The organism is Schaalia canis, assembly GCF_003858455.1.
GTDB classification, from domain to species: Bacteria; Actinomycetota; Actinomycetes; order Actinomycetales; family Actinomycetaceae; genus Pauljensenia; species Pauljensenia canis.
Genome location: NZ_RQZF01000014.1, coordinates 1 through 21,735, shown reverse-complemented (window position 1 = coordinate 21,735; position 21,735 = coordinate 1). Strand labels below are relative to the sequence as shown.

Sequence of the window (21,735 nt, the reverse complement as noted above, 5' to 3'; positions counted from 1 at the left end):
CACAAGAAACCAGAAAAGGAGAACCTGAAATGGGTACTCGCACGCCGAGCATGACGCTCACCCGGGTATTTGCCCTGGTGGTTGCCTTCATGCTGGCCATCGTCGCCCTGCCTGCAATGGCAGCCGACGGCACGGCCAATATCAAAGAAAACGCACAGAGCAAGATTATTGTTCACAAGCTCTCCGAGCCCAGCGCCGCAGCAGCAGCAGGTACCTCCCACGAGGTAGCAGCCCCCGCAGGCTCGCGCCCTCTGAAGGACGTTGAATTCAGCGTCCAAAAGATCACCGGCATCAACCTTCTTGAGCAGGCAGGCTGGACCAAGCTCGCGGCACTCAAGACCGCGTTCGAGGCCACCCCAACCGCTGACACCATCACCGGTCAGGGCCTCACCCTTGAACCCGCCACCACGCAGCGCACCCAAGCTGACGGTTCGGCCACCTTCAACGTGGGCGCCATCGGCGTTTACCTCGTGACTGAAGGCGCCGACCACGGCAACAACGGTATTACCTCGGTCGCCAAGCCCTTCCTTGTTACCGTCCCCTTCCCCTCGAAGGACGCAGCATCCGGCTGGAACTACGAGGTTCACGTCTACCCCAAGAACACCGCCTCGCTGGTAGAAAAAACCTTCGACGGGACCGGGGCCACCAAGGTTGGCGACGTCGTTAAGTGGTACGTCTCCTTTACCATCCCTGGCCAGCAGAACATCACCTCTTTCAAGTTCACCGACAAGATCGATACCGACACGCACTACGTGGGCGTGAGCGCAAAGATCCTTCCCGCCGACACCGACAAGGCAAACTTCGGTACCGCCTTCGCTTCTGGAACTGCCGTTAACGTAGTCGCCAAGACAACTGGACTTGAATCCGATGGTTCCCCCAGTGCCCCCGGTCAGATGGGCACCGTCGAAGCCACTATCGCTGATGGTGCCACGTTGATGAACCACCGCAACAAGAAGCTGGTTGTTGAGCTTCAGGTGAAGATTGCCGACAAGGTCACCGGCGGTGGCATCGTCAACTCCGGCGGCCCCAACGCTTCCGACCAGTGGGCATCGGGCGTGTTCTACAACGGAAATGAGAATGTCGACCCGAGCGATCCTAACGGCCCTAAGCCCGTCGTCCCCGGTGGCGATGGCGCTCCCACCCCTGCCCCCTGGAGCACGGTGGACATTCTTGCGCAAACCCCCGGCGGCGGTGGCGACAACACCGTTCCCGTTGAAGGCGCAAAGTACAAGATCTTCAAAGATAAAGACGCTGCTAAGGCCTGTGCCACCAGCGGCGATCGCTGCGACGAGGCCGTTGTTGTTGGCAAGGACGGACGCACCGAGATCGTCACCGACAAGAACGGTAATGGAACCTTCACCCTGCCCAATGGTGACTACTACATCGTTCAGGTGGAAACTCCTCCTGGCTTCAAGAAGCTGCCCGACCCCATCAAGTTCGAGCTTAACGGCCCCGAAACGCTGACCCCCTACACTAACTACGAAGGCAGCGACAAGGGCACCCCCGTCGACATCATCAACGATAAGTGGAAGATTAATGTTGACAAGCAGACGCCCGGTGGCACTGCCGGAGACATCCTGCCCAGCCTGCCGATGACCGGCGCCTCGGGCCAGGTCCTCCTTGCCCTGGCAGGCAGTGCCGTTCTGCTGACCGCAATGGGAACCTTCCTGGTTGCCATGCGTCGCAAGAAGCGTCACTGACAGATCCTGACGCCACTGTCGATGGGTGCAGGCGCATAAAAGCGCCTGCACCCATCGTGCACGCGACCACTACCTGAAAACTACGCATGAGACTCTTCCTCCTACGGCTCCTCACCTCCGCCCTGATCCTCCTTGGCGGTGGGCTCCTGCTCTACTCCGACACTGCCTCGTGGATCAATCAATACCGGCAGTCACAAATCATCAACGCTCTTGGTTCCAACGTGGCACATGCCGATCCTGAAGCGGATGTTCAACTGCGCGCCGCACGCCAGTACAACGCAGCACTGAGCGCGGGAGCTGACCTTCTGCCTAATCATCGGAAGCCTGCCGGGGTTGGTAACTTTGTTGACCCGATGGTGGCGTCACTATGGCCCTACGAAGATCTCCTCAAGGCTGATCATGAAGGGCTGATGGGAAGGGTGCGTATCCCAAGCATTGACGTTGATCTGCCGATTTACCACGGCACAAGTGAAACGGTGCTCAGCCGCGGGGTAGGGCACCTCCAGGGAACATCTCTACCCGTTGGGGGTATAGGAACGCACACGGTGCTGACCGCTCATCGAGGTCTTGCCCAGTCCCGTCTTTTCACCGACCTTGACCAACTCAATAATGGCGACACCTTTACCGTTGAGGTTTTCGGTGAGGTGTTGACCTATAAGGTTGCCAAAAAAGAAGTTGTGCAGCCCGAAGAAAACCAAAGCCTTCGTGCGGTGGCGCAAAAAGATATCGCTACGCTGGTGACCTGTACGCCTTTAGGGATTAACTCTCACCGTATTCTCGTCACCGGCGAGCGCGTCACCCCAACACCCATTAAGGACGTGCAGCAATCACAGGATGAGTCGCAACTGCCGCGCTTCCCATGGTGGGCGATTTGGGCGCTCGTTTTTATTGTCCTTGCGGCCGTGAATGCTATCCATGCGTGGTGGCAGTATCGCGTGCAGCGCCGAGAAAGTCCTCAGGATTTCCGAGTGGACGAGGTAGGGGCGCGGGGTTCTTTCCGCCGTGAAGAGGGTGCGACTATGCATCCTCAGCATGTGCGTAGGAATGGGAAACTCGCGGATAAAATGACCAGATAATAGGTTTCAGTCTTCACTCAAAACTTGCATCAAGGATGTTGGCAGTGGGGTAACAGATGGCACCTTTTGCCGGATTGGGGACGGAAATCCTTAGGGGTGTTCCCCTCCTTATTTCCGAGGCGCTGTTAGATTTTCGTGAAAAACTTTTCTGGGTCTGGTGTCTTAACCGTTAAACCGGTAAACATTTGTCTCACGTTGAACAAAACCGCACCTTTGGTAAAGACGGTTGGCTGCCTCACGAGAAGGGCGGGAAGTCAGGTCTACCGTGCGTGCTCCAAGTTTTTCAGCGTGGGTTAATGCTGCTTCAACCAGTGCCTGCCCGGCGCCGTGACCACGCGCTTCGTTGTCGACGACGACGTCTTCGATCCAGGCGCGGATGCCGGTCGGAATTTCGAAGGTGACCAGTGAAAGCATCCCCAGAATGGGCTGCTCGCCATCATCGTTTGGGGTGTCTGGGCGGAAGGTAAAAAGAAATACACCCGGTTGAGCCAACAAGCGTTCGCAGCCTGCCTGGTCAAGTGGGGCTGAGCTGCGTGAAAGCTGGGGAATGAGGCGCTCCATGGCAGAGACAAGTTCGGCGTTAGGGGAGTGTGCGATTTCGATGCTCATGCCTGTCCTAAGGGGTGAGGGGGTGCTGATAGAGGCCGCATTGGTGCGGCTGGGTGTTGTTTTAACTGCTGACATGCTACCCCTGCCTCGAAGAGCCGGCCAATACAGATGTGCAATTGTTGCTATCAGATTCCCGCATGTGTGTGCATTGCGTATCTCTCGATTTGATTTCTAAAAGCCTCTAACTGTTATGATATGTAAGGCCGATTCACCGTTTCTGTTGAACAGACAGGAAGGTTACTTTAAAATGAAAAAGACACAGGTTCTTTTGATCGATGATCTCGATCAGAGTGAAGCCGCTGACACCATCGAATTTGCATACAAGGGCGTCTGCTACGAGATTGATCTCAGTGCTGAGCATATTGCTGAGATGGATGAAGCATTTGCTAAATGGACCGCCGTTGCCCGCCGCATAACTGGACGAGCAGCCCGTCAACAGCGACGTTCATCGTCACGTTCAGTTTCCGCACATGACACCTCCGCCATTCGCGAATGGGCGCGAAGTAAGGGTATTACCGTTTCAGATCGCGGTCGCATCTCGACCGAGATCATTGAGCGTTACTACCAGGAGAATCCAGCAACCTGCTGACCTCCGCAAGAACCACGAAAGGAAACCCCCGGTGCGTATCGCCCGGGGGTTTCCCGTATCTATCAGGCGATCCCGGGGCGGCCAACCGTCGTACTCCCTTCGCGCATATGGCCCCGAAACAAGTCAGGCCCTTAGGCCGTGACAGCAGTGGGCGAAGAATGGAAGAATAGAGCCATGACCTACACACTCGTGCTGCTCCGCCACGGCGAGAGCGAATGGAATGCAAAGAACCTGTTCACCGGCTGGGTTGACGTGCCCCTCTCTGACAAGGGTCGCGCCGAGGCCGTCCGCGGCGGCGAGTTCCTCAAGGAACATGGCGTTCTGCCCGACATCCTCTTCACCTCCATGCTGCGTCGCGCCATCATGACTGCCAATCTGGCTCTTGATGCTGCCGACCGCCACTGGATCCCCGTTGTGCGCAACTGGCGCCTCAACGAGCGTCACTACGGCGCACTGCAGGGCAAGAACAAGAAGGAAATCCGCGACGAGTACGGCGATGAGCAGTTCATGCTCTGGCGTCGTTCCTACGACGTTCCCCCGCCCGTCATCGAGGCCGGCTCTGAATTCTCCCAGGACGCTGACCCTCGCTACGCTGGAGAACCGATCCCCATGACCGAATGCCTCAAGGACGTGCTGGAGCGCCTCCTGCCCTACTGGGAAGAGGAAATCGTCCCCACCATTAAGTCCGGCAAGACCGTGATGATCGCTGCGCACGGCAACTCCCTGCGCGCTATCGTCAAGCACCTTGATGGCATCTCTGACGAGGACATCGCTGAACTCAACATCCCCACCGGTATTCCACTGGTGTACGAGCTGGACGAGGAAACCCTCGAGCCCGTCAAGAAGGGTGGCACCTACCTCGATCCTGAGGCAGAGGCCAAGATCGCTGCAGTTGCCAACCAAGGCAAGTGACAAGCTAAACATCACGTATCAATAGATACCTGACACAGCATCCAGGGGCTGGTGGGAGCACAACGCTCCCACCAGCCCCCTTTTTGTTCACGGGGCCGTAACCGCGCTCACTCCCCCTTCGTAGACTCGGCTCGGCCTCGACCAAGATCGACAGAATGTGGGATATGGGCCCTCCCGCAACGGAAATGCCAGTTATGGTGGAGGCGTGCCAGACGTGCTCATCCTCATCATGGTGGCCTCCCTTGGCGTCCTCGTCGGCGCTGTTGGCGTGGCAGCCTTCCGTATTTCCGAACGCGAACACGCCAATACTTCGACAACGCCCGCCACCACTGATGGCCTCTCCGCCGAACTATCTGCAGTCTTGCACGCCATTCCGGGCATCACCATCATCCTCGACGAAGATGACGAGGTGGTTCGCGCCGACGCTCATGCCCACGCCAAAGGCATCATTCACGGGCGAGAACTCACCCACCCCGAACTGATCAGCCTTGCCCGTCGGGCTCGTCGCGCAGGGAGCCTCATCTCCCGAGAAATCCAACTACCGCGATCAGGCATGGACGATGAGGCAATGCTCGACTTTCACATCCATGCCGCATCCTTGCCCGCCAGCAGGGTACTCATCATCGCTGAAGATCGCACCCAACATCGCCGTGACGCAGCCGCCCGCCGAGACTTCACTGCAAATGTCTCCCATGAACTGAAAACACCCGTCGGTGCGATCAGTCTTCTTGCGGAAACAATTTCGGCAAACCCCCACGACCACGAGGCCATTGCACGCTTCGCCCCACGCCTTACCCGCGAAGCACGCAGGCTAGGAAACCTCGTCCAAGACATTATCGACCTCTCGCGCCTCCAAAGCCCCGAAGCTCCCTACGAACCCCAAATCACTGATTGCCGTGGGGTGGTCAATGCTGCCATTCAACGCCAAGAAACACGAGCCGAACAGCACGACATCACCCTGCAAAGCCCCAACACCACGCTTCTTCCACCTCTTCTGGTGTGGGGGAATGAAGATCTGCTGATCACCGCATTGCATAACCTTCTTGACAATGCAGTTCGCTACTCTCACGCCGGAGGTGTTGTCCGCGTAAGCTGCGAACGCACTGACGACTGGGTGAACATCCATGTCGCTGATACGGGGATCGGTATTCCCAGCGACGCTCAAGAACGCGTTTTTGAGCGTTTCTACAGGGTGGACCCCGCACGCTCCAGAGCAACAGGAGGCACCGGTTTGGGATTGTCCATCGTCAAACACATCGTTGCCGAACATGGCGGCACCGTAAGCGTCCAATCTGAAGAGGGCGCTGGCTCAACCTTCACCATGACACTGCCCGTCGCTGAAAGGGAAGGACGTGACCTTTCATGACTGACATCCTCATTATCGAAGATGAAGACACTTACCGTGAAGCCCTCGCTTTCGCCCTTGAACGCGATGGCTACACCGTCACCGAAGCGGCAGATGGACAAAGCGGCCTGACGCAGGCGCTATCGGGGCGCTTTGACCTCATTTTGCTTGATCTTATGTTGCCGGGTATCTCAGGAATGGACATCTGCGCCACAATCCGTCGCCACCACAACACGCCCATCATTATGGTGACGGCCAAAGATGATGTGGCTGACAGGATTGTCGGTCTAGAAAACGGCGCTGATGATTACATTACGAAGCCCTACTCCTACCGTGAACTGCTGGCGCGCGTGCGAGCTGTCATGCGTCGTAGGGAACCTTCATCAAGCGACGATGGCGATGAGGTGCTAGAGGTAGGCGCATTACGCCTATCCGTGGAGCGTCACGAGGTCAGCGTTAATGGCCAGGTTGTGTCCATGCCCTTGCGTGAATTCGAGCTTCTGGCATGTTTGGCCCGCAATGCTGGGCGGGTCTTGACGCGATCGCAGCTCATGGAACGTGTGTGGGGGACTGAAGATTTCCATGATTCTAAGACCTTGGACGTTCACGTTAAACGTTTACGTTCAAAGATCGAGCGCGACCCTTCGGCTCCGCAGCGTCTGGTGACAGTACGAGGTGTGGGCTACAAGCTCGTCGCACTGTGATGCCGCCCCACTAGGCCGGCAGTTCAGGTGTAGTCGGGTCACTGTGTTGTGGGCAACTCCTCCCCGGGGGGTTCCAATGGTGATGATAGAATGTAATTTGCCGTGTCGAGTCCCAGGGAGCGCGATCCTATGTCGTTCGAAATTGGTCAGACGGTTGTTTACCCCCACCACGGGGCAGCGACAATCGAAGACATCTCTATCCGCACTATCCGCGGGGAAGAGAAGACCTACCTCAAGCTTCGCGTGAACCAGGGAGACCTCGTCATCCAGGTTCCCGCTGAAAACGTCGACCTCGTGGGCGTGCGCGACGTTGTTGACGAGGACGGCCTCGACCATGTGCTGTCCGTTCTTCGCGCCCCCTACATTGAAGAACCCACCAACTGGTCACGCCGTTTCAAGGCCAACCAGGAGAAGATCGCCACCGGCGACATTGTTAAGGTCGCAGAGGTCGTCCGTGACCTGACCCGCCGTGATGACTCTAAGAAGCTCTCCACCGGCGAAAAGCGCATGCTTGTCAAGGCTCGCCAGATTCTCACCTCCGAACTGGCGCTCGCCCGCAATATCTCCAAGGCTGCTGCCGCCGAACGCCTTGACGCTGTGCTCGCTGAAGGCTACACCGTAGACCCCGAAGCTGACAGCGCCTCTGAGGGTGTTGACTCTGAGCCTGTTGAATCTGGGGCTGTTGAAGCAGGGGCTGTTGAATCTGCGGACGCTGACGCCGCTGAAACCACCGCCTGAGCGTAATACGTCCGTGCCAACCTTTGCCGTACTGACCGCCGCAGGCTCTGGCACACGCCTGGGTGCCGCTCTTCCTAAGGCCCTCGTGCCTGTGGGAGACGTACCTATGCTCGTGCGGGCTGCCCAAGGCTTGGCTGATGCTGGCGTCGCAGGAATTGTTGTCACAGCTCCCGCCGAACGCATTGACGATTTCAGTAATCTTGTCACCCCTCTTCCAGGTCATCCTGACCTTCCCGTCGAGGTCGTCGCAGGTGGAGCCTCCCGGCAGGCCTCCGTCGCCGCTGGCATGGCGACACTTCCCGCACTCGCACAACGCTGCGGAGCCACGCTGGGGGATAGCAGCGTCGTCCTCGTCCATGATGCTGCACGCTGCCTGACGCCCCCAGTCATGATTGAACGTGTGATCGCCGCCGTAAAAGACGGATGCGAGGCTGTCATCCCAGCCCTTGCTGTCACCGACACCGTTAAACAGGTGGCCTCCGCGCACAGCGATTCACCAGCGGGGACGGAGCCGCGTTATGTCGTCGCCACCCCCGACCGCTCGACCCTGGTATCGGTCCAAACCCCGCAGGGCTTCCGTTGGAGCACCCTCCAAGCAGCCCACGAGGCTGGACGTGAGCGCGGCGCGCAAGAAGGCACCGCAGCCACCGATGACGCGGGCCTCGTTGAAGCCATGGGCGGCCGCGTGCACGTAGTTGAGGGCGACGGAATGGCTCTGAAGATCACAACAACGAAGGATCTGCTCTTCGTTGAAGCGATGATGAAGGTCCTGGAGCGTCGTCACAACAACTCCTGATGCCCAGCTTGTTGTGAGTGGCGTCCACACATAGACGAAGGACTCTGTTTCACGGGCCGCCTCGTGCTACCGTTCCATTGGCGGACCGTTCCGGCCGTCACCCCAGGGCACCGCCCACGCACCATGGAGGCACCATGTCCCAGCCCGAAGCTGCGCACAATGCTGTTCAGGCCACGGCCGACCCCACGCAGGCGCAGACCACGCAGGCTACTGCACCACAGAAGGCTAAACTCTTCACCCGCCCCATCCTTGAATGGGCTGCTTGGGACTGGGGGTCGGCGGCATTCAATGCCGTTGCCACCACCTTCATCTTCTCCGTCTACCTGACGACGGATGGGCTTTTCACGAATGAAACTGACGCCCACCAGTACCTTTCCTGGGGCCTGACCATCGCGGGCCTTGTCATCGCCCTGCTGGCCCCCGTGACCGGCCAACGCGCTGACCGTGCAGGGCGAGGCGGTCTGCTGGTGGGTATCTTCACCTACGCCGTCGTAGCCTGCATGGGCGTCATGTACTTCGTGTATCCCGGCAGCCCACTTGGCCCCATCGGTGCCCTCTGGCTGGGCATTGCCCTGCTGGGCCTGGGCAATATTTTCTTCGAGTTTGCTTCGGTCAACTACAACGCCATGCTCAATCACCTGGCTGACAAGAAGAACATGGGGCGCGTATCTGGCTTGGGCTGGGGCGCTGGCTACGTGGGTGGCATTATCCTGCTGCTAGTGCTTTTCTTCGGCTTCATCAAGCCTGAGGTTGGCCTTTTTGGTGTCAGCGGTACGAACAATATGGACGTGCGCGTGTCCATGCTGATCGCCGCCGCATGGTTTGGCATCTTCGCCTTGCCCGTGGTCATTCGGCCCCCGAAGCCTCGCCGTTCCCGCGCCCCTGAGCCTTCAGAGTCGATCATTGACTCCTACCGTCGACTGTTCCAGACGGTGAAGAGCCTTGCCAAAGAGGCTCCCCACACCCTGAAGTTCCTCATTGCCTCAGCAGTTTTCCGTGACGGTTTGGCTGGAGTATTTACCTTCGGAGCGATCCTGGCAGCCTCTGCTTTTGGCTTTGGGAAGTCCGAGGTCTTGATGTTCGGTGTGGCGGCAAATATTGTCGCCGGTATTGCCACCATCTCCTTTGGTGCCCTGGATGACCGTTTCGGACCTAAGCGCGTGATTGAGGCATCACTGCTTCTGATGATCCTGGCTGGCATGGGTGTGTTCTTCATGGCTGACTACGGCAAGATCACCTTCTGGGTGTTGGGCCTGATTCTGTGTGTTTTTGTTGGGCCGGTACAGTCTGCTTCACGTTCCTTCCTTGCGCGCATCATTCCTGAAGGCCGTGAAGGTGAGGTGTTTGGGTTGTACGCCACCACGGGCCGTGCAGTGTCCTTCCTGGCTCCAGCGATGTATGGTCTGTCTGTCTGGATCGGTTCGAAGATTACCGAGGGACACTCGGCTACCCACTGGGGCATTGTCGGCATTGTCCTCATCTTGCTGGTGGGCCTGCTGCTTCTTATCCCTATCCGTGAGGATGACGCCCACATCAATATCTATGAAAGCTAAGGCGGCGACGGTAGCCGGTCAGCTCAGTTGCGCATGGCGGCGCTGAGGGTGGTGACGCCTCGATGGTTGTGTGACAGTTGTTGCATAGCGTGACAGGTATAGCTGTCACCAAACGCAACAAGTGTCACGTAACTGGGGCGTAGGGGTTATGCGTCGCTGAGGCTAGGGTAGGGCGGGGCTGAAGTGAGTTAGTCTGCGCGGACGATGAGAGCTGTGGCTTGAGCGGCAAGGCCTTCGCCTCGGCCGGTGAAACCGAGGCCGTCGGTGGTTGTTGCTGAAACGCTGACTGGGGCGTCAACGAGGGCGCTCAAGCGTTCCTCGGCTTCGGGGAGGCGAGCCTTCATGCGGGGGCGATTACCAATGACCTGAACGTGAATGTTTCCGACACGCCACTTGGCAACCTCAAGCATCCGCATGACTTCGCGCAGGAAAGCCTCGCCGGAAGCCCCTGACCATTCGGGGCGATCGGTGCCAAAGACGGTGCCCATATCGCCCAGGCCCGCAGCGCCTAGGAGCGCGTCGCAGATAGCGTGAGCGGCAACATCGCCATCAGAGTGACCTACCAGGGGCGTTTCGCCGGGCCATTCCAGGCAGGCGACCATGAGTTTCTTAGTGCCGTCCATCTCAGGGGAGAAGGCGTGGACGTCAAGAGCGTGGCCAATGCGAAAGACGGGAGGAGGTGTCGACATCCCTCCACTTTAGGCCAGGACGGCGGCGTTGCGCCTGAGGCGGGAACGGAGAATGAGAATTAGATCAATAATCTATGAATTAAATGCCTGTTTATGCAGGTCATCTGCCCTTCCTTTTTAATGGCAGCCTGTCAGATTGTTTGTCCGATTAGGGTGCCCTAATTAAGGTGAATGGGGCCAATAGAATATTGGTGCGCCTATAGTGTATTTAGGAGTACTGCAGACCATGAGACCTGTAACAAAGCGAGCGCTTGTCACCAGCGTGGTGACAGCCCTTCTTGCTACAGCAAGCATCCTCCCAGGCAACGCCGCAATGGCGAGCGATGTTATGCCTACCGCCGACAACGCCGAAACAGTCAGCAGTGAACCCACTGTTGGCGCGCAAACCTCGCCCGACAGCGCTGAAGCCGCTGCCGGCGACCCTGTTGCCCCTCAGGATGTGCCGCAAGAGGGTGGCGCTGCTGAGGGTCAGCCTGAGGCTTCCGAGCCCAGCGAAGCAGCAGGTAGCCAAACTGAGGGCACTCAAGGAAATGCGGCCCAGGGCGAAGGCGCGCAAGGTGAGGCAACTCCAAATACTCCAGCAGCAAACGATGCTGCTGACGCGCCTGAAGGGGCAGCGGAGGTCTCTGAACCTGAAAAGACCAACTACGAAGTCCACCTGGGCTTTGCGAACTGGGACTTCAGGCGTTCCTTCCGTGAGTACGTTGGTAGCGAGAATGAAGACCGCACCAGCGTGCGTGAGCTCTCCGAAGGCAAGAACCTCGTGTGGTACCCCAAGCAGGGGCAGAACATTGACGTCAAGAACCCCACGACCTTGAAATTCGGTGGCGAGGTCCACTGGCTTAAGTACGGTGGCGTACTGGACGTGAAGATCTCCAACCCCACCATCGACTTCACCAACAAGAAGCTCCTGGTGGACGCCGCAACGAAGGGAACCCTGGCTGGTGGCGGCGCAAAGACCTTCACTCAGCAGGCTCTGCTTGATCTGCAGGATCTGACATGGGAAATGCGTGACGGTTACCTGGTGATTGCCTCGCATAAGCCGCGCATCACCCAAATGTCCAAGGAACTCGTTGGCTTCTACCACGGTGAAGTGGGCGATCCTTTCGTTGCTACCATTCAGCTCTACGGGACCAATGCAAAGGCTCCCGAGCCCGTCCTGTGGAAGATTTTCCCCGACCTCTACAAGGATCCAGGCAACAAGCCGCTCGTAGATCCTAATGAAGCAATCGTTGACGTCAACGTTCCTGACCCTACATTGGCTCACTGCATTCGCTGGGAGCTTGATCTGAAGGATTCAACCCCCATCACGAATAAGGTCATCCAGACCCTTCAGTCCATGCAGTGCATCGGTATCAACAAAACCGACGAGCAGAAGATTCGCTCTCTGCAGGGCCTCGAAGGTGCCAAGAACCTGGCATCCATCAAGTTCTCTCACAACGCAATCGTCGACCTGGCACCTCTGGCTGGATTGAACAAGCTGCATACTGTCGAGCTCGACAACAATGCAATCACCGATCTGTCGCCTTTGGCTGATTTGACCAAGCTTGAGACGCTCCGCGTCTCCAACAATGCGATCACGACGATCCCGAATTTCAAGAAGCTTGAAAACCTGGGAACGATCGAAGCCGCGAACAACAAGATCAAGGACATCGCCGGACTGCCCGTAGGATCTGAAAACCTGCGCATCCTTAACTTTGCGAACAACCGTATCGAGGACATCTCCCCCCTGGGAGAAAACTTCCACACTCGCGAGCTCTACCTCAATGACAACCGCATCTCTGACGTGACGCCTCTGAAGAGGATGCGCGCCATGCAGAAGATCAACGTTGCCAACAACTTCATCACCGATCCTTCGACCTTCGCCACATGGCCGGCCGCAAGCCAGGAATGGTTCACCTCGCTGCACGTCAGCGGTAACCGCTTCTCTGATTGGACTGGACTCGAATCCTTGGGAAGCAAACTCAAGGACAAGCCCGCCGCCGGTCAAGAAGCACAGGCGATGAACCCCCGCACCCTGGAAGAAACCCTCGCAGCAGACAAGAAGGCGGATGAGCCACAAACTCCCGCTCCCCCTCAGGCTGATGCAGGGAAGAAATACACCGCTGACCTGAACTGGGGTATCCGCAAGAGCTTCCTCGACTACGTCACCGGACCCATTGCTCACGGCAAGGTTGAGGTCTCCGAAGGCGCCACCGGCCGCTTCGTCTTCCCCTTGGCTGACGGTGCAACCCTTGCCCACGGTAACTTCACGGGCGCAGAGTTCAAGGGCAAGGTACGTTTCCTTGGACATGGTGGCCTGCTTGATCTCACGATCGCTAACCCGGCAATCGTGCGTGAGGGCCAGGCATGGAAGCTCATGGCTGATGTTGCCTCCCGCCCCTTCGCCATGCCTGGCGCACGTCCTGGCTCCTCCCTGCGCGCGGCAGCATCCTCGACAGACGCTCCCGCACCTGCACGCGTCCACCTGGCCAACCTTGGCGGAATGAACCTCGCCCACACCTCAACGGGTGCAACGGTGAGCTTCTCCTCGGTGGAACTCACCGAACAGGGCGCTCAGGCTTTCGGTGGTTTCTATAAGGCAGGAAACCGTGCGCTTGACGCACTGACCGTGTCGCTGCGCGCTGCAGACGCTCCCAAGGACACCCCGAAGGACCAGCAGCCCAAGACCGAAGACCCCAAGGAAAACCCGAAGGGTGAGCAGCCCAAGACCGAGGACCCCAAGGAAAACCCGAAGGGTGAGCAGCCAAAGGACAACTCCTCCGCTGACACCACTCCTCAGAAGTTCTCACCCACACTGACCTGGGGTGTCCGCGAACAGTTCCGCAGCTACCTCAAGGGCCTCGCAAAGGGCTCCTGGACCCTCTCTGAAGGCGCCACCGGCGAATTCAACTTCCCCAGCCCTAAGGGTGTGGGCGTTGACCTCGCCAACTACGCTGGTTCCCGCTTCGCCGGTAAGGTCCACTTCACCGGACACCACGGCCTGCTGGACATCACCATCGCCAACCCTGAGATCGTCCGAAGCGGCAACACCTGGACCCTGGTTGCAGACGTTGCCTCCCGTCCCTACGACGCCAAGGACATGGCGCTTCTGGGCAACCCTGAAGCCCTGAAGAAGGCTGCCGAAGGAAAGGCTGCGCCGCAACTGCGCCGCGTCACCCTCGCCACCCTCTCCGCCCCCGTTGTCAAGGGCACCGGAAAGGACGCCACCATCACCTTCGCCAAGCTCACGCTCACGAAGGAAGGCTCCGTGGCTTTTGGTGGCTTCTACGCCGAGGGTGCCAGCGACTTCGACCCGATCACCATTTCTGCAGGTGCCCCTGTGGAGACCCCCAAGACCGGTGACGGATCCACGGACAACAACGCCACGGATGATTCGACAAAGGATGGCCCGAAGAAGAACGAGGATCCCACGACGAAGCAGCCTAACGCCAACGGCGGTACGCCGGATGTGAAGAAGCAGAAGAAGGAATGTGCGGTGGACCCCCACCGTAAGCGCATTACCTCCGGCAGCCTCTCATGGGGTGTCCGTAGCTCCTTCACCACCTACGTTCGTGGCTCTATTGCTAAGGGTGGGTGGAACCTCAACGGTGTCACCTGGGATGGCTCAACCTTCAACTTCCCCGTTTCTGGTGGCCTGTATAACACCTCCACCGGCAGCGGCACCATCTACTACAGCGGAACCGTCCAGTTCTACGGCCACAACGGCATCCTGGATCTCACCATGAGTAACCCCGCTGTTCAGATCAATGGCAACAGTGGAACTCTGTACATGACGGTGTCCGGCTCGGATACCTCCGGTAACAAGTTCAACCTTGGTCGCGTGGCCTTCGCCTCGCTCGGATTCAACGGCGTGAGCGCTTCCGACAGCGGCCTGAGCTTCGACGGTGCATCGGTGACCCTCACCGACACAGGTGCTAAGGCATTCGCTGGCTTCTACGCGGCCGGCACTGCCCTTGACCCGATGTCCTCCTCCGCGTCGCTGGCTCCCGCCACCGCCTGCGATCCCGAAACCGGCGAACTTATCGAGTACGACGCTTTCGGTGACGTCACCGCCGGAGGCGCAGGCCGTGGCCTGGCATCCACCGGTACCGAGGCCCAGGCTCTCGTGTGGATGTCGCTCATGGTGCTGGCTCTCGGTGCAGCAGCAGTGGGCATGTCAGGACGCGGCGTGCGTGCACGCCAGCACCACTGAATGCCACAATCACGCAATACTGCTCACCACCTAAAATGTGAGCGGTAAAGACCCTGCGGTGCGGGGTGAAGACCCCATTCTTCACCCCGCACCGCACAGTCATGAGGAAAACATGAAAACCAGGATTCTTGCAGCAATCGGTGCCTGCGCCCTGCTCCTTGGCGCCTGCACCACCCCCACCCACCCGGCCGACGCAGCCGCCAGCGCTCAATCGGCCACCTCACAGGCCCAGTCTGTTGAGGACACCCAATCTGCCTCAACTGCGACAACGGTCAACCTACCCGACCCGCGCACACTTGAAGGCCTCTCGCAAGTTCCTGACCTCGACGACCCCACACCGATCGAAGGAAACTTCCCCCAAAAACTCCCCGTCACCCTGACCGACGCCGAAGGAAACTCCGTCACCGTTACGGACACTTCGCGGATCCTCGCCCTTGACCTACCCGGCGCAATCAGCCGCACCCTCATTGGCCTGGGCTACGGCGATAAACTCGTCGGCCGCACCATCTCATCAACGGAAAAGCAGCTCGCTCACCTTCCAGTCGTCACCGAAAACGGACACACCCTCAACGCTGAAGCGATCCTCTCCCTCCAGCCCACCGTCATCATTGCCGACCGCTCCGTTGGCCCACCCGAAGCCCTCGATCAACTCCGCGCATCGGGTATTCCCCTCGTCCTCATCAACCCCGATCACAGCATCGACACCATTGATGACATGATCGGCACCATCGCCCACGCCATTGGCGCCGACGAAGCCGGAAAAGCCCTGGCAGAGCGCACCCAAAAGAGCATTGACGACGCCCTCGCACAGATCAAAGAATGGACACCCGAAACACCCCTCGATACCGCCTTCCTCTATGTTCGCGGCACCGCAGGCGTGTTCTTCATCCTCGGTCAAGACGAGGGCGCAGCCGCCCTCATTGAAGCCGTCGGCGCTCGTGACGTTGCAGGAGCTAACGGCATCCGAGGAGTATCGCCAGCGAACGCTGAATCCCTCGTCACCCTCAACCCGGAAGTTATTTTCGTCATGACCTCCGGCTTGGAATCCACCGAAGGGCTTCCCGGACTGCTGGCCCGCCCGGGCGTGGCAGAAACGCGCGCCGGACAAAAACAGCGCATCATCGCCATCCCCGATGGCCTCTCCCTGTCCTTCGGCCCGCAAACGGGTGACACCCTGCTTGCTATTGCCCGCGCCCTCTACGGCGTGGACGACGAACAATGAGCGCAGCGACCGAGACTGCACTGCGCCCCGCCACCACGCGCACCTCAGCGGCGCCCACACTGCTGGGATTCGAGCGGCGCCGGGTGCGTATGGTCATCACCATGAGCGTGGTCATCGTGGGACTGGTGGCCTCCACTTTGGCCTCGGCACTGCTGGGCCAATATCAGGTGAGCGTGAGTGACGTCCTGCGCTCATCCTTCGCACCCCTGGGGCTGACAGAGTACCCCCAAGACACGCTGGCGTTCTCAACCCTGTGGAATATTCGCTTCCCACGCATTGTCTTGGGACTCCTGGTGGGCGCAGCACTGGCGGTCGCTGGCGCGGTCATGCAGGCTGTCTTTTCCAACCCCCTGGCAGAACCGGGCATTATCGGCGTCTCCTCGGGCGCATCGGTTGGCGCGGCCCTCGCAATGGTATTCATCCCACAGGCTCTGGCCGGTTTCGCCGTGCCCGCCGCAGCGTTCCTCTCCGGTTTGCTGGCAGCGATGGTGGTTTACCTCCTGTCACGCTCCAACGGCAAAGCTGATGTTGTCACCCTGGTGCTGACGGGTATTGCTGTGACCGCCGTGTGTACCGCGTTGGCTTCGATCGCCACCTATATTGCGCCCACCACCGCCCGCGACCACATTGTCTTTTGGCAGATGGGGTCCCTCAACGGCACGGTGTGGGCCCAGGTGTGGACGGTGGCCGTGGTTGTCACCATCGGAATCCTGTGGGCCTTCGCCCTGGCACAGCGCCTCGACACCCTCTCTTTGGGAGAGCGCGCCGCCGGACACGTCGGCATTAACGTGCAGGCACTGCGACTGGCGGCCATCACCCTGTCAACCCTGCTGACCGCCGCAGCCGTCTCTTACGCGGGCGTGATCGCCTTCGTTGGCCTGATCGTTCCCCACGTCATGCGCCTGGCTTTGGGTCCGCTGAATCGCGTACTCATTCCCGGAGCCATGCTGGCCGGAGCCCTGCTGGTCACCCTGTCAGACCTCGCTGCACGCACCATCATCCCCTTCGCAGACCTTCCCATCGGCATCTTCACCGCGCTGGTGGGTGGGCCAACCTTCTTCATGCTTCTGCGTGCCCGCCTGCAACGAGGAGGACACTAAATGACGCCCGCAAACGAACGAGACGCATCAGCGCCCGCACTCTCCACACCCGCAGTGACGGCGGAGCACATCAGCTTCTCCTACGGCACGCGCCAAATCCTCCACGACGTCAGCCTCAGCGTTGAGTTCGGCCAGGTGGTGGGCCTGCTGGGCCCCAATGGCACCGGCAAGTCCACCTTGGTGGGCATTATGGCTGGCGATCTCCACCCTCAAGCAGGCACCATCCGCTACGGGCAGCGCCCCATCGAGGAGCACAGCCGCAAGGAGCTCGCTCAACTACGCGCCGTCATGCCTCAAACCATTGAGTTCCCCTTCTCATACCTGGTGCGCGACATTGTCGCCATGGCCCGCCACTGCTGGGACACGGACACTCACACTGACGAGGCCGCCGTTGCGCGAGCCATGGAGCAAACCGACGTTACGGCCCTTCAGGACCGCGAAGTCACCCACCTGTCAGGTGGCGAAAAAGCCCGCGTCACCTTCGCGCGCGTCCTCGCCCAAGAAACGGGGCTGGTCTACCTTGATGAACCCACAGCCGCCCTCGATATTGCCCACCAGGAACGCACCATGCAGGTCTGCCGTGAGCTGGCCCAAGCTGGGCACGCGGTGGTGGCCGTCATGCACGACCTGCAGTTAGCGGGCACCTACTGCGACAAAATCGCCCTCATGGAAAAGGGGGGTATCGCCGCTTTTGGCCCGCCCACAGAGGTCTTGACCGGGGAGCTACTCAGCCGCGTCTACGAATGGCCCATTGAGGTCGCCACCGTTCACGACGGGCGCCTCGTGGTTCTGCCCCAGCAGGTGCGCCACTAAGATAGAGAGCATGGCACTACACCTGTACGACTCCAAGTCCGCCCGCCTCCAACCCCTCGAACCGGTCACCCCCGGTCACGTTGGCATTTACCTGTGTGGCGCGACCGTGCAGGGCTCCCCCCACGTGGGGCACCTGCGTAGTGCTGTCGCCTTCGACGCCCTGATCCGTTGGGTGCGTCGCTACGGCATGAGCGTTACCTACGTTCGCAACGTCACCGACATTGACGACAAGATCCTCACCAAGTCCGCCGAGGCCGGATGGCAGTGGTGGGCGTGGGCGACACGCTTCGAACGCGAATTTGATGCCGCCTATGCCACGCTCGGCGTCCTTCCGCCCACCGTGGCGCCCCGAGCAACCGGGCACATCCCCGAACAAATCGACCTGATTGCACGCTTGATGGAGGCCGGTCACGCCTACGCTGACGGGCAAGGCAATGTCTATTTCGACGTGCGCTCGCAAGCCGATTACGGCTCCCTCACCCGCCAAAAGCTTGACGACATGCTCTCCACCGAAGATGACGCTCAGATTGACGAGGCTGTGGAGGCCGGCAAACGCGACCCGCGTGACTTCGCACTGTGGAAAGCCGTGAAACCCAGCGAACCGGCGGATGCCTCGTGGGATTCCCCGTGGGGGAGGGGCCGCCCAGGTTGGCACCTGGAATGCTCGGCTATGTCCAAGCGTTACCTGGGTGAAGAGTTTGATATTCACGGTGGCGGTATTGACCTGCGTTTCCCCCACCACGAGAACGAGCAGGCGCAGTCTCATGGGGCAGGGTGGGGCTTTGCCCGCATGTGGGTGCATAACGCGTGGGTGACCACCAAGGGCGAAAAAATGTCGAAGTCCCTGGGCAATGTGCTCTCTGTGGAGACTCTGACCGCCGAGGCTCCCGCAGCCGCCGTCCGCTGGGCCCTGTCCACCGTGCACCACCGATCCTCCATCGAATGGGGGCCGGAAACGCTCCCCGCAGCAGCGGCAGCATGGGCGAAGGTCAGTGCCTTCGTTGAGCGCACCATTGATGTTGCTGGCGAAGTGCCCATCGACGAGGTGCAGGCGCTGACCCCGGCAGAGCTTCCCGAAGCCTTCAGTGCCGCCATGGATGACGACCTCAATGTTGCCGGTGCGCTCGCGGTCATTTATGAGCATATGAAGGCCGGAAACGTGGCAGTGGAGGCCCGTGATGTGGAGGCTGCTCGCCGCGAACAACTTCTTGTGCGTTCGATGCTTGACGTGCTCGGCTTGGATCCCGTGTCCCCGCAGTGGAAGGACGAGGGCGGAGCCGGTGCAGATTCAGCGCAGTTTGATGCCCTTGATGCGCTGGTGAAAGCCGTCATTGAGGAACGCGCTCAGGCGCGCGCCGAAAAGGACTGGGCGAGGGCTGACGCCCTGCGTGATCGTCTGGCTGCCGCCGGTGTGATCGTTGAGGACGGCCGCGAAGGAGCAAGCTGGCATCTGGCGTAAGGCCAGTGGCAGAGTGATCGAGGCTGCCCTGAAGAAGAATCGGATCATAATAGGGCAAAGACCATGATGTTTCAAAGACTCGGCAAAGTGGGATGCCGTCTGGTCGGGGTGTTTGTCGCGGCGGCGCTACGGGCGGGGAAGCAATCCCCGGCGCTGAAGAGGTGAAAAAGGCGCTTGGGAAGGGTCATGATGCTCCCGTTCGTGTCGCAGAAGGATTCGGAACAATAGAGTTCGAAACCAACGGATAACCGTGCTGCGGAGTCGGGCATGCCTCAATCGTGATCCTGGTGAACTGGTGTGGGGTGAGCATGCTCTGAATTGTGGGACCCAGGTCCTGGTTCAATGTTTTGCGGTATCTCTTTGCTGTTTGTCAAGTGGCGAGGGCGCAGGGGTTGGCGAGGCTGTCCGCATGTGAGGTGGGAGGGCAAGGCCTGGTGTTGGGTGGTCAAGCCTAGCTTGGCCTCTTACTTGTTTGTTTGTTCGCTTTGGGGTGTGAGGAGTTCTTGAGCGTGTTCGAGGCCGTCAAGGTAGAGGACTTTACCTGCTTGGGCGTTCCATAGGGCGCGCAGTTCTGCCTCGCTTGGGGGTTCAACGGTAGTGTCGTCTATTCGGACCATGACGAGTTTGCCGTCAACGATCCCATAAGCACGCGCAGTCGAGTACACCTCTACGCCTTCGCGTTTCACCGGCGCTGGAGGAACCGGATTTTCAGGACGAACCGCCCACTCTATGGCGCGGAAGGCCACGACATCTTGGCCAAAATTGAGCGGATCCACGCGCCATTGGCTGGAGCTATATTTCTCCCCCAAAGCCGTGAAGTAGGCTTTCCCCAATCGGCACTTGTCATGCGTTATGCCGTTTACGATATCCTCAAGTGTCTGTGAAGGGCGTGAGTCTTCTTCATCCCAGACCCCAATGATGATTCGCCGTTCATCTTGTTCAAAATAGGTAACATTTGGAGTCTTCTCAAGAGCAGACGGCAGCTTCCCATTTTCATCTGGACCGCATCTCGTTGAAGAACCAATGTAGTACTCTTCGCGGACCGCAGGCTCAGCGGTTTTGAGTTCATCTGCTGTTAAGAGTTCTACCCGGGGCGGAGCGTTTCTCGTGTTTGGTGTGTGAGAGCATGCGCTGAGCGACCCGCCTAAAAGTAGGGCGGCGCAGACTGTGCCCAGCACCATGCGTGCTCTGTCACTAAGGGGTTTCATTTGAAGAATCCTTCGAAAGCTGTCTCGTAGTCCTGAGTGTAGTCGTGTAGATCGAAGTACCTACCGGCAATACGATCAATGATCTTTTGCCTTCTGACTTCCTCTGACGAGCGCATCCTCTCATCAGGGATGTCTTGCTCTGTCACATCAACGGATGGGAAATCGGACTGAAGCCAGGCGTGTGCATCGCGTGTTGGCATATCGGTGTCGGTGCAGAACTGGACGACTAAGTCATGATCGATGATGCCTGCTTCGTTCAGAGCACCGACGATCGCGCCCTTTCGCGCACGCAAGGCATCCTGGGCCAAGAGTTCAGCGGTGAGGCGTTCTGCTGATTCTTCATGCTCTATGTTCCCAAGAACACTTCTTTCAAGCTCACTCAAGGAGCGGTCTGCCAAGAACCCAGCGAAGTTCCCGGCAACTGGGATGTCCGAGAAGGGAAGGTTGCCTGAGATATCTTTTCCTAGATCAATCCAGTATTGCGCGAGGTCAGCCTTAGTTTTCATCGCATCAATGCGCGCCTCTGCGATCTGGTCAATGAAAAAGCCCTCAAGCTTGGCATCTGTTCCAAGCGCGTGCTTCAGGGCCTGATCATAGGAAGGTTTACCATAGTGATCCCGCAGAACCACAGCGAAATGCAAATCCTGATAGTTCGTCACAGCCTGACGCAGAGCACGCAGTCCCTCGTCCGACGAAACAACAGGCTTCATTAGCGTCAATAAATCTGGCCTATTGAATCGCGGGATGTTGGTCATGCTTCCGTAATCATCACGCCCGATAGTCTCAGAAGCCCCGATGGCAGATTTGTAGTCATCACCGTATCGGATTGCTTCTTCCACTGAAAGCATGTGTGTGCCCAGGATATGCACAAGCTTGTTGATGCCAGTTTTTCCGACCGTGCCGGGCAGGATCTTCTCGTCATCGTTGTGGAAGATCAGGGGGTTGCCTGCTGAGTCCATGCCTTGGGTGCGGTTGGCCAGGTATTCGATGGTGCTGGATGCTAGGCGTGCGCTGGATGGTTGGCTTG

18 protein-coding genes are annotated in these 21,735 nt (G+C 59.0%); 14 read left to right on the top strand and 4 right to left on the bottom strand.

What is annotated here, in order from left to right; translation table 11 throughout:
- Positions 1-29: 29 nt before the first annotated feature.
- Together EII11_RS09875 and EII11_RS09870 are read left to right on the top strand one after the other, a co-directional pair.
- Positions 30-1,700 carry a SpaH/EbpB family LPXTG-anchored major pilin gene (locus EII11_RS09875; RefSeq protein WP_124872274.1) on the top strand — a complete coding sequence of 557 codons (1,671 nt, stop codon included), beginning with the start codon at positions 30-32 and terminating at the stop codon, positions 1,698-1,700.
- 86 nt (positions 1,701-1,786) lie between these two features.
- Complete coding sequence (locus EII11_RS09870; RefSeq protein ID WP_124872271.1) at positions 1,787-2,776, top strand: class C sortase; 990 nt, start codon at positions 1,787-1,789, stop codon at positions 2,774-2,776.
- A 162-nt stretch (positions 2,777-2,938) separates the two neighbouring features.
- On the opposite strand, the gene EII11_RS09865 is transcribed toward EII11_RS09870, so the two are convergent.
- Complete coding sequence (locus EII11_RS09865) at positions 2,939-3,385, bottom strand: GNAT family N-acetyltransferase (protein WP_124872268.1); 447 nt, start codon at positions 3,383-3,385, stop codon at positions 2,939-2,941.
- 247 nt (positions 3,386-3,632) lie between these two features.
- On the opposite strand from EII11_RS09865, the gene EII11_RS09860 reads away from it, so the two are divergent.
- From EII11_RS09860 to EII11_RS09830, 7 genes are all read left to right on the top strand, one after another.
- On the top strand, positions 3,633-3,974 hold the full coding sequence (locus EII11_RS09860; RefSeq protein ID WP_124872264.1) for a histone-like nucleoid-structuring protein Lsr2: 342 nt from the start codon (positions 3,633-3,635) through the stop codon (positions 3,972-3,974).
- A gap of 174 nt (positions 3,975-4,148) precedes the next feature.
- The gene (locus EII11_RS09855; RefSeq protein WP_124872261.1) at positions 4,149-4,886 is read left to right on the top strand and encodes a phosphoglyceromutase; all 738 of its coding nucleotides are present in this window, start codon (positions 4,149-4,151) and stop codon (positions 4,884-4,886) included.
- Between the two features lie 205 nt (positions 4,887-5,091).
- Positions 5,092-6,252, top strand: coding sequence for a sensor histidine kinase (locus tag EII11_RS09850; protein WP_124872258.1), 1,161 nt, complete (start codon positions 5,092-5,094; stop codon positions 6,250-6,252).
- Positions 6,249-6,935, top strand: a complete 687-nt coding sequence (locus EII11_RS09845; protein WP_124872255.1) for a response regulator transcription factor — start codon at positions 6,249-6,251, stop codon at positions 6,933-6,935. Before EII11_RS09850 ends, EII11_RS09845 begins: the two co-directional genes overlap by 4 nt.
- Before the next feature lie 129 nt (positions 6,936-7,064).
- Positions 7,065-7,673, top strand: coding sequence for a CarD family transcriptional regulator (locus EII11_RS09840; protein ID WP_420820454.1), 609 nt, complete (start codon positions 7,065-7,067; stop codon positions 7,671-7,673).
- A gap of 13 nt (positions 7,674-7,686) precedes the next feature.
- On the top strand, positions 7,687-8,469 hold the full coding sequence (ispD, locus tag EII11_RS09835) for a 2-C-methyl-D-erythritol 4-phosphate cytidylyltransferase (protein ID WP_124872334.1): 783 nt from the start codon (positions 7,687-7,689) through the stop codon (positions 8,467-8,469).
- Positions 8,470-8,603: 134 nt separating this feature from the next.
- Entirely contained in the window at positions 8,604-10,022 is a 1,419-nt protein-coding gene (locus EII11_RS09830) for an MFS transporter (RefSeq protein WP_124872252.1), read from the top strand.
- Positions 10,023-10,210: 188 nt separating this feature from the next.
- Here EII11_RS09830 and ispF read toward each other — a convergent pair whose 3' ends face one another.
- Positions 10,211-10,711 carry a 2-C-methyl-D-erythritol 2,4-cyclodiphosphate synthase gene (gene ispF, locus EII11_RS09825; RefSeq protein ID WP_124872250.1) on the bottom strand — a complete coding sequence of 167 codons (501 nt, stop codon included), beginning with the start codon at positions 10,709-10,711 and terminating at the stop codon, positions 10,211-10,213.
- Between the two features lie 226 nt (positions 10,712-10,937).
- Between ispF and EII11_RS09820 the strand changes: the two genes are divergently transcribed.
- The 5 genes from EII11_RS09820 to cysS all read left to right on the top strand — a co-directional run bounded on the left by EII11_RS09820 (position 10,938) and on the right by cysS (position 19,500).
- Entirely contained in the window at positions 10,938-14,906 is a 3,969-nt protein-coding gene (locus EII11_RS09820) for an HtaA domain-containing protein (RefSeq protein WP_124872247.1), read from the top strand.
- 112 nt (positions 14,907-15,018) lie between these two features.
- Complete coding sequence (locus tag EII11_RS09815) at positions 15,019-16,128, top strand: heme/hemin ABC transporter substrate-binding protein (RefSeq protein ID WP_124872245.1); 1,110 nt, start codon at positions 15,019-15,021, stop codon at positions 16,126-16,128.
- A complete protein-coding gene (locus EII11_RS09810) occupies positions 16,125-17,228 on the top strand; it encodes a FecCD family ABC transporter permease (protein WP_124872242.1) in 1,104 nt (367 codons plus the stop codon). Before EII11_RS09815 ends, EII11_RS09810 begins: the two co-directional genes overlap by 4 nt.
- Positions 17,229-18,041 (top strand): heme ABC transporter ATP-binding protein, encoded by an 813-nt coding sequence (locus tag EII11_RS09805; RefSeq protein ID WP_124872240.1) that lies wholly within the window; start codon positions 17,229-17,231, stop codon positions 18,039-18,041. It abuts the gene before it with no gap.
- 10 nt (positions 18,042-18,051) lie between these two features.
- Positions 18,052-19,500 carry a cysteine--tRNA ligase gene (gene cysS, locus EII11_RS09800; RefSeq protein ID WP_124872237.1) on the top strand — a complete coding sequence of 483 codons (1,449 nt, stop codon included), beginning with the start codon at positions 18,052-18,054 and terminating at the stop codon, positions 19,498-19,500.
- 464 nt (positions 19,501-19,964) lie between these two features.
- On the opposite strand, the gene EII11_RS09795 is transcribed toward cysS, so the two are convergent.
- Together EII11_RS09795 and EII11_RS10555 are read right to left on the bottom strand one after the other, a co-directional pair.
- Complete coding sequence (locus EII11_RS09795) at positions 19,965-20,708, bottom strand: hypothetical protein (protein ID WP_124872235.1); 744 nt, start codon at positions 20,706-20,708, stop codon at positions 19,965-19,967.
- A partial coding sequence (locus EII11_RS10555; protein ID WP_165867142.1) for a hypothetical protein occupies positions 20,705-21,735 on the bottom strand: 1,031 nt, incomplete at its 5' end. The genes EII11_RS10555 and EII11_RS09795, both read right to left, overlap by 4 nt.